The sequence below is a fragment of the Delftia sp. DT-2 genome (genome assembly GCF_028401915.1).
Lineage (GTDB): Bacteria > Pseudomonadota > Gammaproteobacteria > Burkholderiales > Burkholderiaceae_C > Comamonas > Comamonas tsuruhatensis.
Map to the genome: position 1 here is coordinate 229,476 of NZ_JAQOTI010000007.1, position 15,837 is coordinate 245,312.

Annotated in this window: 13 protein-coding genes and 2 tRNA genes; 6 read left to right on the top strand and 9 right to left on the bottom strand. The window is 67.4% G+C overall.

The window, feature by feature from the left end:
- Window positions 1-56: 56 nt before the first annotated feature.
- Both PO605_RS14470 and PO605_RS14475 read right to left on the bottom strand, forming a co-directional pair.
- Window positions 57-569 (bottom strand): outer membrane lipoprotein LolB, encoded by a 513-nt coding sequence (locus tag PO605_RS14470; protein ID WP_047326560.1) that lies wholly within the window; start codon window positions 567-569, stop codon window positions 57-59.
- 44 nt (window positions 570-613) lie between these two features.
- Window positions 614-2,401 carry a tetratricopeptide repeat protein gene (locus PO605_RS14475; protein WP_026062311.1) on the bottom strand — a complete coding sequence of 596 codons (1,788 nt, stop codon included), beginning with the start codon at window positions 2,399-2,401 and terminating at the stop codon, window positions 614-616.
- A 62-nt stretch (window positions 2,402-2,463) separates the two neighbouring features.
- On the opposite strand from PO605_RS14475, the gene mutM reads away from it, so the two are divergent.
- The 3 genes from mutM (at window position 2,464) to mutY (ending at window position 6,701) form a co-directional block, all read left to right on the top strand.
- The gene (gene mutM, locus PO605_RS14480; RefSeq protein ID WP_047470559.1) at window positions 2,464-3,291 is read left to right on the top strand and encodes a bifunctional DNA-formamidopyrimidine glycosylase/DNA-(apurinic or apyrimidinic site) lyase; all 828 of its coding nucleotides are present in this window, start codon (window positions 2,464-2,466) and stop codon (window positions 3,289-3,291) included.
- Window positions 3,292-3,628: 337 nt separating this feature from the next.
- Window positions 3,629-5,626 carry a dynamin family protein gene (locus PO605_RS14485; protein WP_017405122.1) on the top strand — a complete coding sequence of 666 codons (1,998 nt, stop codon included), beginning with the start codon at window positions 3,629-3,631 and terminating at the stop codon, window positions 5,624-5,626.
- A 4-nt stretch (window positions 5,627-5,630) separates the two neighbouring features.
- On the top strand, window positions 5,631-6,701 hold the full coding sequence (mutY, locus tag PO605_RS14490) for an A/G-specific adenine glycosylase (RefSeq protein WP_017405123.1): 1,071 nt from the start codon (window positions 5,631-5,633) through the stop codon (window positions 6,699-6,701).
- 22 nt (window positions 6,702-6,723) lie between these two features.
- Here mutY and PO605_RS14495 read toward each other — a convergent pair whose 3' ends face one another.
- The 7 genes from PO605_RS14495 to PO605_RS14525 form a co-directional block, all read right to left on the bottom strand.
- Window positions 6,724-6,984 carry a hypothetical protein gene (locus PO605_RS14495; RefSeq protein WP_047470562.1) on the bottom strand — a complete coding sequence of 87 codons (261 nt, stop codon included), beginning with the start codon at window positions 6,982-6,984 and terminating at the stop codon, window positions 6,724-6,726.
- Entirely contained in the window at window positions 6,981-8,414 is a 1,434-nt protein-coding gene (gene creD / locus PO605_RS14500) for a cell envelope integrity protein CreD (protein ID WP_047326563.1), read from the bottom strand. The genes PO605_RS14495 and creD overlap by 4 nt, the downstream gene beginning before the upstream one ends.
- A 109-nt stretch (window positions 8,415-8,523) precedes the next feature.
- Window positions 8,524-9,984, bottom strand: coding sequence for a two-component system sensor histidine kinase CreC (creC, locus tag PO605_RS14505; RefSeq protein WP_047470564.1), 1,461 nt, complete (start codon window positions 9,982-9,984; stop codon window positions 8,524-8,526).
- A gap of 16 nt (window positions 9,985-10,000) precedes the next feature.
- Window positions 10,001-10,723 carry a two-component system response regulator CreB gene (gene creB / locus PO605_RS14510; RefSeq protein ID WP_016445708.1) on the bottom strand — a complete coding sequence of 241 codons (723 nt, stop codon included), beginning with the start codon at window positions 10,721-10,723 and terminating at the stop codon, window positions 10,001-10,003.
- A 30-nt stretch (window positions 10,724-10,753) separates the two neighbouring features.
- Window positions 10,754-11,656 (bottom strand): RNase adapter RapZ, encoded by a 903-nt coding sequence (rapZ, locus tag PO605_RS14515; protein WP_272206569.1) that lies wholly within the window; start codon window positions 11,654-11,656, stop codon window positions 10,754-10,756.
- Between the two features lie 4 nt (window positions 11,657-11,660).
- Window positions 11,661-13,436 (bottom strand): DNA repair protein RecN, encoded by a 1,776-nt coding sequence (recN, locus tag PO605_RS14520; RefSeq protein ID WP_047326565.1) that lies wholly within the window; start codon window positions 13,434-13,436, stop codon window positions 11,661-11,663.
- A gap of 2 nt (window positions 13,437-13,438) precedes the next feature.
- Entirely contained in the window at window positions 13,439-14,335 is an 897-nt protein-coding gene (locus tag PO605_RS14525; RefSeq protein ID WP_046239612.1) for an NAD kinase, read from the bottom strand.
- Between the two features lie 30 nt (window positions 14,336-14,365).
- Here PO605_RS14525 and hrcA point away from each other — a divergent pair, with 30 nt between their 5' ends.
- The 3 genes from hrcA (at window position 14,366) to PO605_RS14540 (ending at window position 15,771) form a co-directional block, all read left to right on the top strand.
- Window positions 14,366-15,370: a heat-inducible transcriptional repressor HrcA gene (hrcA, locus tag PO605_RS14530; RefSeq protein WP_016445711.1), complete on the top strand. Its 1,005-nt coding sequence runs from the start codon at window positions 14,366-14,368 to the stop codon at window positions 15,368-15,370.
- A 67-nt stretch (window positions 15,371-15,437) separates the two neighbouring features.
- Window positions 15,438-15,516, top strand: a tRNA-Ile gene (locus PO605_RS14535).
- Window positions 15,517-15,694: 178 nt separating this feature from the next.
- Window positions 15,695-15,771, top strand: a tRNA-Arg gene (locus tag PO605_RS14540).
- Window positions 15,772-15,837: the final 66 nt, after the last annotated feature.

The window sequence follows — 15,837 nt, forward strand, 5'->3', positions numbered from 1 at the left end:
GAGGGATGGAGGCGGGTGCGGCGGGATGGGGGTGCAGAGGGCGCGCCCGGCGCAAATCAGGGTGTGTCGAGCACGATGCGCAGCGCTGCCGGCGGCTGCGGGTCATGGCGCCGGGCGGACAGGCGGCCCTGCTCCATGCGGGAGAGATCGACTTGCCAGCCCGCAGCGGCCGTGGCCCGGCCCTGCAGCCAGTCGAACAGGGCGGCGATGGGCAGGTCGCTGCCCGTCAGCTCTTGCACCAGCGTGGGCAGCGAGTCCGAGGTCTTGCGGTCCTCGCCTTGCTGCAGGCTGGCCTGTCCTGGCGCCCAGAGCAGGCGCGCCAGCGTCGATCCCAGGGGGGTGAACAGCAGCAACTCGCCGCGCTGGGGGGTGCCCAGCAGCTCGAAGCCTGCGCTGAAGGATTGGTTCTGCGCATCTTCCACCTGCAGCGCCAGTCGGCCCGACCAGTGCCCGGCGGCGGCCGGTGCTGCTGCATCGGCCTGGAGCTGGCGGGGTGGCAGGGCGCAGCCGGCCAGAGTCAGCAGCGCCGTGGCAGCAGCCGTGGCGCACAGCTGCCGGCGGATGAGCATGGGGTGCAAACGATGGGGCACGGGGTGGGGCACGGCGCGGCGGCTCAAAGCGAGACGCCCAGGCGGCGCAGGGTGTCGCGCAGCGTGGTGTTGTCGGGGCTGGAGGCCAGGCCCTGGCGCCAGATCTTCTGCGCGCGTTCGCGATCGCCCTTGACCCAGAGCACCTCGCCCAGGTGCGCCGCGATCTCCACGTCGGGGCGGGAGGCGTAGGCGCTTTCAAGCAGCTTGAGCGCTTCGTCCAGGTTGCCTTGGCGGAATTTCACCCAGGCCAGGCTGTCGGTGATGAAGGGGTCGCCGGGCGACATCTCCAGCGCCTTGCCCACGAGCTTTTCTGCTTCGTCCAGATGGATGCCGCGCTCGGCGAAGGAGTAGCCCAGTGCGTTGTAGGCATGCTGGAAGTCGGGTCGGCGCGCGATGATGCCGCGCAGCAGCCGCTCCATTTCGTCATGCTTGCCGATGCGCTCCGCGAGCAGGGCCGTGTCGTAGGCCAGTTCGGCGTCTTCGGGGTCCTGTTTTTGCAGCTCGGCCTGCAGCGCATAGGCCTGGGCATTCTGATTGGCGTCGCGCAACAACTGCACTTCGGCCAGGCGCTTGAGCCGTTGCTGGCTGGGGCCGCTGGCAGGCACGGCTTCGATCAGGGCGCGCGCTTCCTTGAGCTTGCCCTGGCGTGCAAGCAGGCTCGCTCGGCGCGCCTGCACGCTCAGCAGGTTGGGGGCATCGTCGATGCGGCGCAGCAGGGCATCGGCCTCGTCGAACCTGCCTTGCTTTTCAGCGATCTGTGATTGCAGCAGGTAGTACTGGGACTGGCCGGCGCTGCGCGCCACGCCGGCAGGAATCTGCGGCACGAGCTTGCCGAAGCGCTCGGTGGACGCCTGCGCCGCACCCACATCGTTCGTTTGCAGCTGCAGGGCGGCCAGCGTGGCCCAGGCTTCGGCGTAGTCGGGCGAATCCATGGTGATGGAGACCAGTTGCTGCCGGGCCTCGTCCAGGCGCTGCTGACCCAGCAGCACGCGGGCATAGGCCATGCGCATCTGGGCTGACGGGTTCTTGGCCAGGTAGCGCTTGACGATGGGTTCCGCCTCCGGCATGCCGGCTTCCAGCAGCTCCATGGACAGCAGGGCCACGGGGCCTGTGTCGGGTGTCAGCGCCTGGGCCTTTTGCACGGCCTGCATGGCTGCGGCCTTTTGCCCGGCGCCCAGGCGCATGTGGCCGATGGTGGCCCAGGCCAGCGGGCCGCTGGCCGGATTGTCGGTTTCGCCGGCCATAGCCTGCTCGACCACATCGGCAGCAAGGGCCTTGTCGCTGGCGTTGTTGTAGAGCTGGGTGATGCCCAGATAGGTGGCGGGCTTGGACGGAGCGGGCGTGGCCTCGATCTCGCGCTTGAGATAGCTGCCGGTATCGGCGATGCGGTTCAGCGCCACCAGGATCTGGAGCACGAAGCGGTTGGCATCGCGTGACTGGGGAAAGGCGTCCAGCCAGGCGCGGGCATTGGCCAGTGCGCGCTCACCGGAGCGCGACTGCAGCGCCAGTTCCGTGCCACGGCGGTACAGCTGCTCGCTGCCGCTGGTGCGCGCAGCCTCCATCATCATGGCCTGGGCATCGCCCAGCGCGCCTTCGCTGGCAGCGATTTCGCCGACCAGGATCTCGTAGAACAGTTCGGCGTTGAGCGCTGCGCGCTCCTCTTCGGCAGACGCGGCGGCGGACGATGGAGGTTCCGGGGATTCCGTCTCGATGGTGGCTGCGGTCTTGCCAGGCAGAGCCCAGGCAGTGGCGGAACCCATGGCCAGGGCTGCTGCCACGGCGAGTCCCTGAAGGCGAAGGCGATGATCCATCGAATCATAATAATCGAAGCCTCGGCCCGCATTTCGCACAACCTCAGTACAACCCGGATCGCATGCCCGAATTGCCAGAAGTAGAAATCACGCGGCGTGCGTTCGCCTCGCAGATCGCCGGAGCGCGCATTGAATCCGTGGCGCTGGGCAAGCCATTGCGCTGGCCTCTGGGCATTGCCCCCGAGCTTCTGACCGGGCGCGAGGTGCACAGCGTGCGCCGGCGCGGCAAGTACCTGTTGATGCAACTGAGCGAAGGCCTGCTCATGCTGCATCTGGGCATGTCGGGCAGCCTGCGTTTCGTGGCGCCGCACGAGTTGCCGCTGGGTCCGGCGGGCGCGCATGACCATTTCGATCTGCACACCAGCAAGGGCCAGCTGCGCCTGCACGATCCGCGCCGGTTCGGTGCGGTGATGTATGTGCCGGCCGAGAACGATCCCTGGGCGCGCAGGCTGCTGGACCATCTGGGAATGGAGCCGCTGGATGACAGCTTCCTGTTCGAGACCTTCAAGGCCGGTCTGAAGGCCAGCCGTACGCCCATCAAGCAATTGCTGCTGAGCGGCAGCGTGGTGGTGGGCGTGGGCAATATCTATGCGTCCGAAGTGCTGTTCATGGCACGCATTGCGCCCACGCAGCCGGCCTGCGAGGTGGGGCCGCGCAAGGTGCGCCGGCTGTTCGAGGAGATTCGCCGCGTGCTGGAACTGGCGGTAGAGCAAGGGGGAACGACGCTGCGTGATTTCTCGGCGCCCGACGGCATGGCAGGCCACTTCCAGCTGCAGGCCAAGGTGTATGGCCGCGAGGGCCAGCCCTGCACGCATTGCGGCTCGCCCATACAGCTGCTGCGCCAGGGCCAGCGCAGCACCTACTTTTGCGCGCGGTGTCAGAAAGCGTGAGATGGCCTCAAAAAGAGGAGCGAATTTTCAACGTCTCGTAACGCTTGTGGAGGCCAATCTGCGCGAGATTCATATCGGGTCTGTGCGGGAGGCTCACATTTCTGAAAATCACCCCTCAGCCGCGCTGGATTGATGGTGAAATATTGTTTCATTTGTAAATAAACGATGTTTTGCCCTGAATCCCCCCGTTCCAGGAGCCGGCCTTGGGGCGCAGCTGCGGGCAAAACGGGGCGACGGTGCTATATTTTGATGAGAAAAGGCATCACGCTTGCGGCGCAATGTCGAGGCGATCACTAAGCATCGGCAGGCATTGGCGATGCAATGGCGGGGGAAACACGTGGGACCATCATTCAACGAGCAATTCGACCAGCATGGCGCATGGCGCCGTGGCTTTGCGCAGCAATTGCATGCGCTGCGCGAATGGTTGCAGTCCCAGGAGCTGCTGGATGTCGCTGTGCAGGAGCGGCTGCAGCGGCTGGAAGCCCAGGTGCGCGGCGACAAGGTCATGGTGGCCTTCGTGGCCGAGTTCTCCCGCGGCAAGTCCGAGCTGATCAACGCAGTCTTCTTCGCCCACTACGGCCGCCGCCTCATGCCGGCCAGCGCAGGTCGCACCACCATGTGCCCGGCCGAGCTGGGCTGGGAAGCCGAACTGCAGCCCAGCCTGCGCCTGCTGCCCATCGATACGCGCGAATCGCTGGAAAGCCTGGGCCAGTGGCGCGCCCGGCCCGAGGCCTGGCTGCAGCTGCCGCTGGATGTGAACAATGCCCAGCAGATTGCCGACACGCTGGCCAAGGTGGCCGAGGTGCGCAAGGTGTCGGTGGATCTGGCGCGAACCTGGGGCTTCTGGCATGACGATGACCAGGGCGGCAATCCCTTCGTGGATGAGCAGGGCCTGGTGGAGGTGCCCATGTGGCGCCACGCGCTGATCAACATGCCCCATCCCCTGCTCAAGCAGGGGCTGGTCATTCTGGATACGCCCGGCCTGAATGCCGTGGGTGCCGAGCCCGAGCTGACCGTCAACCTCATCCCCCAGGCCCATGCCGTGGTCTTCGTGCTGGCGGCCGATACCGGCGTGACCAAGTCCGACCTGGCCATCTGGCGCGACCATGTGCTGCCGCCCGATGCGGCGTCGGGCCAGCAGGCACTGGCCGATTCGCGTCTGGTGGTGCTCAACAAGATAGATACGCTGTGGGATAGCCTCAGCTCCGCGACGCAGGTGCAGGCCCAGTTGCAGCGCCAGCGCCAGGAATCGGCCCAGATGCTGGGCCTGCCTGTGGAGCGGGTGTTGCCCGTGTCGGCACAAAAGGGCCTGGTGGCCAAGGTCTCCGGCAACGAGGCGCTGCTGCAGGCCAGCGGGCTGCCCATGTTCGAGAACATGCTGGCCGAGGGCATCATGGGCCAGCGCCAGAAGGTTCTGCAGACGGCTGTCAGGGCCAATGTGCAGCAGTTGCAGGTCGAGGTGGAGCGCGTGCTCAATATCCGCCGCCGCGACCTGGACGACCAGATGGCCGAGCTGCGCAGCCTGCGCGGCAAGAACGCCAGCGTGATTGCCTCCATGCGCAACCGCATCGAGAGCGAGCAGCGCGATTTCGATGCCAGCGCCGCCAGGATCCAGGCCGTGCGCCTGGTGCACATGCGCATGCTGCGCGACATCTTCCGCCAGCTCGGTTCCAGCGCGCTCAAGCAGGAACTGGTCGATCTCAAGGAGGCGCTGGAGCAGCGCGGCCTGAAGCTGGGCGCGCGCAAGGTCTACGCGGAAACCTTCGAACGCCTGCGCACCGTGGCGACCCGGGCCCAGGCGCAGGCCGGCGAGATCCAGTCCATGCTGGGCGCGACCTTCAAGGAACTCAATGCCGAGTTCGGCTTCTCGCTGCAGGCTCCTGCGCAGCTGGAGCTGACCGAGTTCGGCGGCGACCTGCAGCGCATCGAGGCCAGCTACACCCAGTACCTGGGCCTGGGCCACGCGCTCAGACGCAGCAATCCCGCGTTTGCCCAGCGGCTGATCAAGGCCCTTGCCATGCGTCTGCGCACGGTCTTCGAGTCTGCGGCCAACGACGTGGACATGTGGAGCAAGTCCGCCACGGCCCAGCTGGATGCCCAATTGAAAGAGCGCAAGCGCAGCTTTGCCCGCCGCATCGAAGCGGTGGACCGCATCCAGAATGCGGCTTCGGGCCTGGTCGAGCGCATTGCCGAAATCGAGGCCGCCGACGAACAGCTCACGGCCTTGCAGCTGCAGCTGGGACAGGCCACCATGGAACTGCTGCAACCCCTGTCGCCCACGCCCGCCTTCCCCGGCCTGGCAAAGGCTGCACAGGAAACTTCACTGACTGCTTGATATCTTGACCTTTCCCTCGATTGCCACGCCCGTCGTGCAGTGGCAGGCGTCGCATGGACGCAATCACCTGCCCTGGCAGCAGACGCGCGATCCCTACCGCGTCTGGCTCTCTGAAATCATGCTGCAGCAGACCCAGGTGAGCACCGTGCTGGGCTACTACCAGCGCTTCCTTGATGCCTTTCCCGATGTCGCCAGCCTCGCGGCCGCGCCGCAGGATGCCGTGCTGGCGCTGTGGAGCGGCCTGGGCTACTACAGCCGTGCGCGCAACCTGCACCGCTGCGCCCAGGCCGTGGTCCAGGAGTGGGGGGGGGCCTTTCCACGCAGGGCCGAGGATCTGGCCACGCTGCCCGGCATAGGCCGGTCCACGGCGGGCGCCATCGCGTCCTTTTGCTTTTCCGAGCGCGTGCCCATCCTCGATGCCAATGTGCGGCGCGTGCTCACGCGCGTGCTGGCCTTCGATGCCGATCTGGCCGTGGCCAGGAACGAGCGCGAACTGTGGGACCTGGCCCAGCAGCTGTGCCCCACCGAGGACCTGCAGCAGGCCATGCCCCGCTATACCCAGGGCCTGATGGACCTGGGTGCCACCATCTGCACGCCGCGCAAGCCCAGCTGCCTGGTCTGTCCGCTGCAGCCGCAGTGCCGGGCGGCCCGCTTCGGCAATCCCGAAAACTACCCCGTGCGAACGCGCAAGCTCAAGCGCAGTTCCGAGGCCTGGTGGCTGCTGATCGCCGTGGACGGGCAAGGCCGCGTCTGGCTGGAGCGCCGCCCGCAGCAGGGCATCTGGGCGGGCCTTTATGCGCCTCCCGTGTTCAATGAACGCGAGGCGCTGGAGCAGGCCGCCGCACGGCACTGGCCCGCCGCACGATCCGCCGACTGGACCGAGCTGCCGGCTTTCCTGCATGTGCTCACCCACCGTGATTTGCATCTGCATCCGGTGCGCGTGCCTGTCCATGGCAGCGGCCCGGATGCTGCCATGGCAGACGGCCAGGGCTGCTGGGCCGATGCCAGGGCCTGGGCCGACATGGGCCTGCCGGCCCCGGTGCGCAAGCTGCTGGATGCGCAGTTTGCGGGCTGAAGCCCAAGGCCGCCGCGTCTTCCTAGAACGTGCGGCGCGGCAGGAGCAGGGCGCAGCGCAGCAGCATCCACGCCAGCCATTGTTCACGTGCGCCCGGCTTGCGCCGTGCGCGTGCGGCGGCCTCGGCAATGTGCAGACGCAGGCTGAGCAGGGCCTGGCGGTCGCCCCTTTGCACCGCCTGGTGCCAGGCCTGCTCGCAGCGCTGGCGTTCCAGCGCCTGATCGAGCGGGCTGCGCACGCCGGGCACATCGGCCGTGCCATGGGTGTCGGTGAGGGCGTTCATGGCTGCAGCGCTCCCACGGTTGGGCGGGTGCCTGCGTCTGCATCGCCGCGGTCGCCATCCTGCCGGCCAAAGGCATACCAGTCCACATGCCGTGTGCAGACCATGATCAGGGCCAGCACGGCGAACAGCGCGATGGAGCCCACGATGAGCGCGCTTTGCTCCAGCTGCAGCAGCACATACAGCAGGCCGTAGAGCGAGGCGATTCCCGCAGCAAACGGCAGGCCGCGCTGCAGGCTGCCCAGGATGTGGCTGGCGTAGTAGGCCAGCAGCAGAACGCAGGCCGAGGCAGCAATGCCGTAGGCGCTGGCAAATCCCATGTGCTCCGACAGGCTGATCAGCAGCAGGAAGAAGCTGCACAGCGCCGATCCCACCAGCAGGTACTGGATGGGGTGCACGCGCAATTGCTTGAGCACCTCGAACAGGCCGACGGCCACAAAGGTCAGCACCACGAAGAGCAGGCCGTACTTGGTGGCCCGGTCGCTCAGCGAGTAGGCGTTGATGGGATCCACGAAGTCTGTGTCCAGCGACTCCAGGCAGGGGCCGCTGCTGGGCGCATGCGCCGTGGCGGCGTATTCCTCCATGTCGCGGCGGCCTGGCTGGCACAGCGGCTGCTGGTCGGTGAAGGCCTGGCGCGCCGAAGAGGCCAGTGCCGAGAGATTCCAGCTGGCGTTGAATCCCTTGTCGCTGACTTCACGCCGGTTGGGCAGGAAGCTGCCGCCGAACGAGGGGTGGGGCCAATCGGCCGACAGCTGGACCTGGCTGTGGCTGCCCAGCGGCACGAAGGCCAGCTTTTCGGTGCCCACCAGTTCCAGGGCAATCTTCAGCTCAAGGGGCTCGTCCTTCTTGAGCAGGGCAGGCGCCAGCTCCGCCTGCAGGCCTTGCGAGTAGCGTTCCAGCGAGGTGCCGGGTCCCACGTCCAGGCTCTTGCCGCCGGCCTCGATGGTGGCCGAGCGTATGCCGCGCGGATCGGTCAGCGACAGCGCCACGCGCAGTGCGCCGCAGCGCACGGCCTGGTTGGCTGCCGCTTCGATGGACGGCTTTTCCAGGTACTGCGCGGCATGGGTGAAGCTGGCGCTGATGCTGTCCTGCATGGCGTAGGTGCTGACCTGGTGCAGGCCGCGCGAGCGCTCTTCCATGCGTGCCGTTGCCTCATGGCGCAGTTGGTCGGGCAGCAGCATGCGCTGGAACTGGCGCGTGGTCCATTCCGTCTTGCTGCCCTTTTCTATGCCGGTGGTCTCGGTGCAGTTTTGCACCAGCACCGGTCCCATCAGCGTCTGGCGTCCGGCCAGGCTGGCGACCACGCCCTGCACGGCGTTGTCGCGGTTGCGTATGCGGTCGCGCACCACGTCATGTACCAGGCCCAGGCCCAGCATCAAAAGGCCCAGCATGACCAGCAGGGCCACGCCTTTGGCAAGCAGTCGGTTCTTCATTCCACATCCCGTTCGTTGATCGTGGACGCAGTCTGGGCGGGGGCTGTGTGGCCGGAATGAAGTGTGTGAAGCGGGTGTGAAGTCGGATTCGCAGGACCGATGGGGGGCGTCAGTGTGCCCGCAGTGGCCAGTTCAGCGTGACACGCAGCCCGGGCTGGGCGTTGGTGGCCTGCATGCTGCCGCCGTGCAGCAGCATGATGCGCAGCACGATGGACAGGCCCAGTCCCGTGCCGCTGCGCTCCCCGTTGGGGCGGGGGGTGGTGAAAAAGCGTTCGCCCAGCCGGCCGAGTAGCGCCTCGGGCACACCGGGGCCGTGGTCGCGCACGCTGACGCGGCCGGGCTCCAGGTCCACGTGGATGCTGCTGCCTTCGGGGGCGAAGTCGATGGCGTTGCTCAGCAGGTTGCTGAGGGCCAGCACCACCAGGTCCTGCTCCCAGGGGCCGCTGCTGTCCTGGCCTTGCAGCACCAGCTGGATGCGGCGCTGGTGCGCTGCGCTGTGGACTTGCGCCATGGCCTGTTCGGCACAGGCCTGCAGGCTGCAGGCCGTGTGCGCGTGCAGGGCGCGGCGCTGCTCCAGCTGGCTCAGGCGCAGCAACTGGTCCACAAGGTTCTGCAGGCGCTGGCACTGGTCCACCACCTGGCGCGCGAACAGCTCGCGGTCGGCGGCGGGCAGGTCTTCCTGCAGCAGCTCGCCTGCGCCACGGATGGCAGCCACGGGGCTCTTGAGTTCGTGCGTGAGGGCGCGCACATAGCCCTCGATGTAGTCGCGCCCCTCCAGGCGGCTGCGCATGTTCTCCATGGCGCGGGCCAGTTCGCCCAGCTCGCCGGGCATGCGCGGGGCTTCGGGCATGGGGGGCGCCGTGGTGGGCGAGGCGGCCTCGTTGAGCGTGGGCGCCTGTACCTGCTGGGCATAGCTGCGCAGGCGCCGCACATGGATGACCAGCCACCAGGTCACGGCAAAGCCCACGCCGGCCGACAGCAGGAGGAACAGCAGGCCGCCGCGCAGCATCTTGCTTTCCGCGCTGTCCACGATCTTCTGCACCGAGTGCGCGGGCTTGGAGGCCGTGAGCACGCCCGCAATGCGGCCTTCCACCATGATGGGTGCCGACACATACATGACGCTGCTGGCCTCGTCGTTCTGCACCTCGCGCGTGGTGCGTGCGCCGTATTCGCCGCGCAGCGTGCGGTACACGTCGCGCCAGCGCGAGTAGTCGGCGCCCTGGTCCAGGCCGGCCGAGTCGAACAGCACCAGTCCTTGCTGGTCGGTGATGGTGACGCGCATGTCCAGGCTGGTCTTGCGCGTGTCCCAGATCCAGACCTTGACGGTCTGGTTGGCATAGGCCTGCATGTGGTGCGCGAAGCGGCTGTCCGCGGGGCTTTGCTGCAGCACGCCGCTGGCCATGTCGTCGCTGGCCAGCGCGGCCAGGGCGTAGGCGGTCTCGACCAGCGTGTCCTCGGTCACCTTGCGCACGCTGGGCTTGACCTCGACCATGAAGACGCGCAGCACGAAGAATGCGGCCAGGCCGTTGATGACGAAAAAGGCGAAGAACAGCCGCAGTCCGAGGCGCATGGCGTGCGGCGGCGCGTCAGCCCGGCAGCGTCAGGCTGTAGCCCATGCCGCGGTGGGTGGTGATGAAGTCCTGCTGCGGCACCTGGGCACGCAGCTTGGCGCGCAGGGTCTTGACGTGGGTGTCCACGGTGCGGTCCGTGCTGTCGCTGTCCTGGCCCCAGATGCTGTCGAGCAGGAACTCGCGGCTCAGGATGCGTCCGGGGCGCTCCAGCAGGCAGCGCAGCAGCTGGTACTCGCGCCGCGTCAGCTCCAGGGGCACGCCCTGCATGCGCACGCGCTGGCCTTGCGTATCGATGCTGAACAGGGCATCTGCCGGCGGCGCTGTGCTGGCTGTGGGCGCGGGCTGCAGGCGCTGCGCACGGCGCAGCAGGGCGCGGGTGCGGGCCACCAGCTCGCGCGGGCTGAAGGGCTTGGTCAGGTAGTCGTCGGCGCCCAGCTCCAGGCCCAGCACGCGGTCCATTTCCTCGCCGCGTGCGCTGAGCACCAGCAGCGGCACGGCGGCGCCGGCCTGGCGCAGCTCGCGGCACCAGTCCAGGCCGTTGCCATCGGGCAGGCCCACGTCCAGCAGCAGGGCATCGGGCGGCTGCGCCTGCCATTGCGCGCGTGCGTCTGCCAGCTGCAGGCAGTGGCGCACGGCGATGCCGTCACGCTCCAGCGCATAGCAGACGGTGCGCGCGATGGCGGGGTCGTCCTCCACCAGCAACACGCGCGGGGCGTTCGTCATCGGCATGCCTTGCATCGCAGTACTCCGGGAGCGGACCCTGGCGCTTCAGATGTCGTGCGCAAGCAGGTCGGCAGGCTTGGGGGTGGGCCGGCTGTCCAGCGAGCGGTGCCGGCACAGCGTGGGCCAGCGCGGGGCGAAGTGCCGCGCCAGTTCCTCGACCAGGAAGACCGAGCGGTGCTGGCCCCCCGTGCAGCCGATGGCCACGGTGACATAGCTGCGGTGGTTGCTGGCCATCATGTCCAGCCAGGATTCCAGGAACTGCTGGATGTCGCGGCGCATCTGGTCCACGCCGGGCTGCTGGCGCAGGAACTCGGCCACGGGCGCATCCATGCCGGTCAGCGGGCGCAGCTGGGGTTCGTAGTGCGGGTTGGGCAGCATGCGCACATCGAACACATAGTCGGAATCCGAGGGCAGGCCGTGCTTGAAGCCGAAGGACTGGAAGACCAGCGTCATCTGGCCCACCGGGGCCGCAATCAGCTCCTTGATATAGCTTTGCAGCTGGGACGAGCGCAGGTGGCTGGTGTCGATGACATGCGACTTCTCGCGCAGGTCGCCCAGCAGCTCGCGCTCGGTTTCTATGTCCTGCACCAGGGCGCGGCGGCCCTCGGCGACAGGCCCTTGCGACAGAGGATGGCGGCGCCGCGTTTCGGAGAAGCGCCGCACGAGGGTGCCCGTGGTGGCGTCCAGAAAGACCAGGTGGGGCACGACACCCTGGCGCTGCAGCCGTTCGAGCTGGCCGGGCAGGTGGGGCAGTCCGCCGGCGCTGCGCGCATCCATGGCGATGGCCACCTTGTTGCTGTGGCGGCCGTGCTCCAGTTCGACGAAGGCGGACAGCAGCTCGGGAGGCAGGTTGTCCACGCAGTAGTAGCCGGCATCCTCCAGCGCATGCAGGGCGACGGATTTGCCCGATCCGGACATCCCGGTGATCAGCACGATCTCAAGCGACATGGCATCAGCCTCCATTGGTGTTGCGCGCGCCGTTGGCCGCACGGCCCGGCTTGGGCCGGGTACGCTGCGCGTCGGCCTGCGGCCGCTGCCGGCCGGGCCTGCGCGGCGCCGGGCGGGGCGGGGGTGCCTGGCGCGCCATGGCCAGCATTTCGCGGGCATGGGCCATCGTGGTTTCGGACTGGCGCTCGCCGCCCAGCATGCGGGCCAGCTCTGCCTCGCGCGCGGCGCTGTCCAGCGGCTGCACGGTGCTGAGTGTGCCTTGCCGTGCGCGCTGCTTGGCCACCAGATAGTGGTGGTCGGCACAGGCTGCGACCTGCGGCAGATGGGTGACGGACAGCACCTGGCGCGATCGGCCCAGCGCATGCATGAGGCGGCCCACGGTCTCGGCGACGGCGCCGCCCACGCCCGAGTCCACCTCGTCGAAGATCAGCGTGCCGGCCTCGCCCAGCTCGCTGGTGGTCACGGCAATGGCCAGCGAAATGCGCGACAGCTCACCGCCCGACGCCACCTTGGCAATCGGCTTGGGGCTGGCTCCAGGATGGCCGGCGACCAGGAAGGCCACGCTGTCCACGCCAAAGGCACCGGGGGAGTCGGCCGTGGACAGGGCGGCCTCGAACAGGCCGCCTTCCATGCCCAGGCCCTGCATGGCCTGGGTGATGGCGCGCGACAGGCGCGGCGCAGCCAGGGCGCGTTGCTGCGACAGCACCCGGGCGCTGGCCTGGTAGTGCTGCTGCGCGGATTGCTCTGCAGCGTGCAGGGCCTCGATGTCCACGGCGGCGTCCAGCTGCTGCAGCTCCTGGCGCCAGCCGGCCAGCAGTGCCGGCAGCTCATCGGGCGTGCGGCGGTAGCGGCGCGCCAGCTGCATCCACAGCGACAGGCGTGCATCCAGCTCGGCCAGGCGTTCGGGGTCCAGGTCGGCGCGGCGCAGATAGGCCTGCAGCGAATGGCGCGCATCCTGCACCTGGGCCGTGCACGAGGCCAGCACGTCGGCGATGTTCTGGAACTCGGGCTCCAGGTGTTCCTGGTTCTGTATCAGATGGCTGGCGCGGCCCAGCGGAGTGATCACGCCGGCCTCGTCGTCCTCCAGCATCTGCAGCGTGGTCTGGGCGGTGTCTATCAGGGTCTGGGCATGCGACAGGCGCGTGTGCTGGGCATTGAGCTCGTCCCACTCGTCGGCCTGCGGGGCCAGCTTGTCGAGTTCGGTGATCTGCCACTGCAGCCGCTCGCGTTCGCGCTGCAGGCTGTCCTGGGCGGATTGCGCATGCTGCAGGGCTTGTCGTGCCTGGCTCCAGCGGCTCCAGCAGGCCTGGACCTCGCGGCTGTCTATGCCCGCATAGGCGTCCAGCAGCGCGCGTGCTGCGTCGGGCCGCGTGAGGCTTTGCCAGGCATGCTGGCCGTGGATGTCGATCAACTGCTCGCCCAGTGCGCGCAGCTGCGTGGCCGTGGCCGGCGTGCCGTTGATCCAGGCGCGGCTGCGGCCCTGGGTGTCCACTGTGCGCCGCAGCAGCAGGCTGTTGTCCTCGCAGGCCAGGCCTGCCGCCTCCAGCCAGGGGCGCAGCCGCGCGCAGCCGTCGAACTCCACGCAGATGTCGGCCTGGGGGCAGCCTTCGCGCACCACGTCGGCGTCGGCGCGGGCGCCCAGGGCCAGCTGCAATGCGTCGATCAGGATGGATTTGCCGGCGCCGGTCTCCCCGGTCAGCACGGTGAAGCCCGCATGCCAGTCCAGATCCAGGGCCTGCACGATCACGAAGTCGCGCAGCACGATGCGCTTGAGCGCCATGGTCAGGCGCCTCCCTCGTTCCAGCCCAGTTTCTTGCGCAGCGTGGCGAAGTAGTTCCAGCCCTTGGGGTGCAGAAAGCGCACGCTGTGGTGGGCGCGGCTCACGAGGATGCGGTCGCCGTGCTGCAGCGAGGCCAGCGACTGCATGTCAAAATTGGCGCTGACATCGCGCCCGGCCACGACTTCGATCGTGACCTCGTTGGCATCGGACAGCACGATGGGGCGATTGGACAGGTTGTGCGGCGCAATGGGTGCCATCACCCAGGCGGGGATGGAGGGATGCATCATCGGCCCGCCGGCGGACAGCGCATAGGCCGTGGAGCCCGTGGGCGTGGCCACGATCAGGCCGTCGGCGCGCTGGTTGGAGACAAAGCGGCCGCCGACCTCGATGCGCAACTCCACCATGCCGGAGGTGCCGCCGCGGTTGACCACCACGTCGTTCATGGCCAGGGCCTCGAACACGCATTCGCCGTCGCGGATCACGCGGGCGCACATCAGGGGACGCAGGTCCTCTTCGTACTCGCCCTGCAGCATGGGCGTGAGCGTGGCCTCGAAGTCCTCCAGCGCGATGTCGGTGACAAAGCCCAGGCGGCCCTGGTTCACCCCGATCAGGGGCGTTCCGTATTGCGCCAGGTGCCGGCTCACGCCGAGCATGGTGCCGTCGCCGCCGACGACCAGGCCCAGGTCGCAATGCCTGCCCAGGCCATCGACATCGAGGGTGGGGTAGTCTGTGAGCCCTGCGTGCAGGGCCGATTGGGTATCAAGCACGACTTCGCAGCCCTGGCGCCTGAGGAAGTCCGCAATGCGCTCGAGCGCGTTGCTGGCATTCTCGGACGGGGCGCTTGCGCTGGGAGCGTGGTATTTCCCGATCAAGGCAACGTGGCGAAACGTGGACGTCATTTCTGGAAATTACATCATTAAAATCATCACATGCTCGACGAACGTGCCAAGTTGTTGCTCAAAGCGCTGATCGAGCGTTACATCGCTGACGGCCAGCCTGTGGGCTCGCGGACCCTGTCGCGTGCGTCGGGGCTTGAATTGTCGCCTGCCACGATACGCAATGTGATGGCTGACCTCGAAGACCTGGGGTTGATCATCAGTCCGCACACCTCGGCCGGCCGCATTCCGACCGCCCGGGGCTACCGGCTGTTCGTGGACACCATGCTCACGGCGGACCGTGCAGATATCGTGACGCCCGAGCTCGTGCCCGAGCAGCCGCAGAAAGTCATCGCCAACGCCGCCAACCTGCTGTCCAGCCTTTCCCAGTTCGTGGGCGTGGTGCTGGTGCCGCGCCGCACCTCGGTGTTCAAGCACATCGAATTCGTGCGACTGTCGGAGCGGCGCTTTCTGGTCATCATCGTCTCGCCCGACGGTGACGTGCAAAACCGCGTCATCTTCACCGACGTGGATTACTCAGCCTCCCAGCTGATCGAGGCATCGAACTTTCTCAACAGCCACTACGCAGGCCTGGCCATGGAAGAGGTGCGCGAGCGCCTCAAGGGCGAGGTCGAGCTTTTGCGCGGCGAGGTGGCCACCCTCATGCAGGCAGCCGTCAACGTGGGCACGGAGGCCATGACCAGTGCCCAGGAGGACGTGGTCATCGCGGGCGAACGCAACCTGCTGTCGGTCAGTGATTTCTCCAGCGACATGGGCAATCTGCGCCGCGCCTTCGACCTGTTCGAGCAAAAGACCCAGATCCTCAGACTGCTGGATTTCTCCAGCCAGGCCGAAGGTGTGCGCATCTACATCGGGGGCGAAAGTCAGGTCGTGCCCTTCGAGGAGCTGTCCGTGGTCAGCGCGCCCTACGAGCTCGATGGCAAGGTGGTGGGCACGCTGGGCGTGATCGGCCCCACCCGCATGCACTACGACCGCATGATCCAGATCGTGGACATCACCTCCAAGCTGGTCAGCAACGCGCTGAGCCACAAGCGCTGAGCCGCGCAGGTTAGGATCTACAATAGCCGTTTGCCATGGCGTGCATCCGCGCTGCCCTGGTGAATCAGGGGCCTTAGCTCATGCTTGGTTAGAGCAGCGGACTCATAATCCGTTGGTGCCCAGTTCGACTCTGGGAGGCCCTACCATCCATTGGTATGAGAAAGCCTGCCGCCTTTCCGGGCGGCAGGCTTTTTTGCTGGGCGCGACGCTGCCGGCTGGCATGGCTGCGCCTGGCTGCCATTGAATGCGACTTCCAGGTTTTTTGCAGAAATATGGCGCTTTTGCCTGGAAGCTCCAAAACCCGCTGCTACAATGCGAAGCGTTGCGGCTGTAGCTCAGCTGGATAGAGTACTTGGCTACGAACCAAGGGGTCGTGGGTTCGATTCCTGCCAGCCGCACCAAAAAACGCAAAGCCCTGAAGTTAAAAGACTTCAGGGCTTTTTCGTTTTCACGGGCCACCCGCCGGG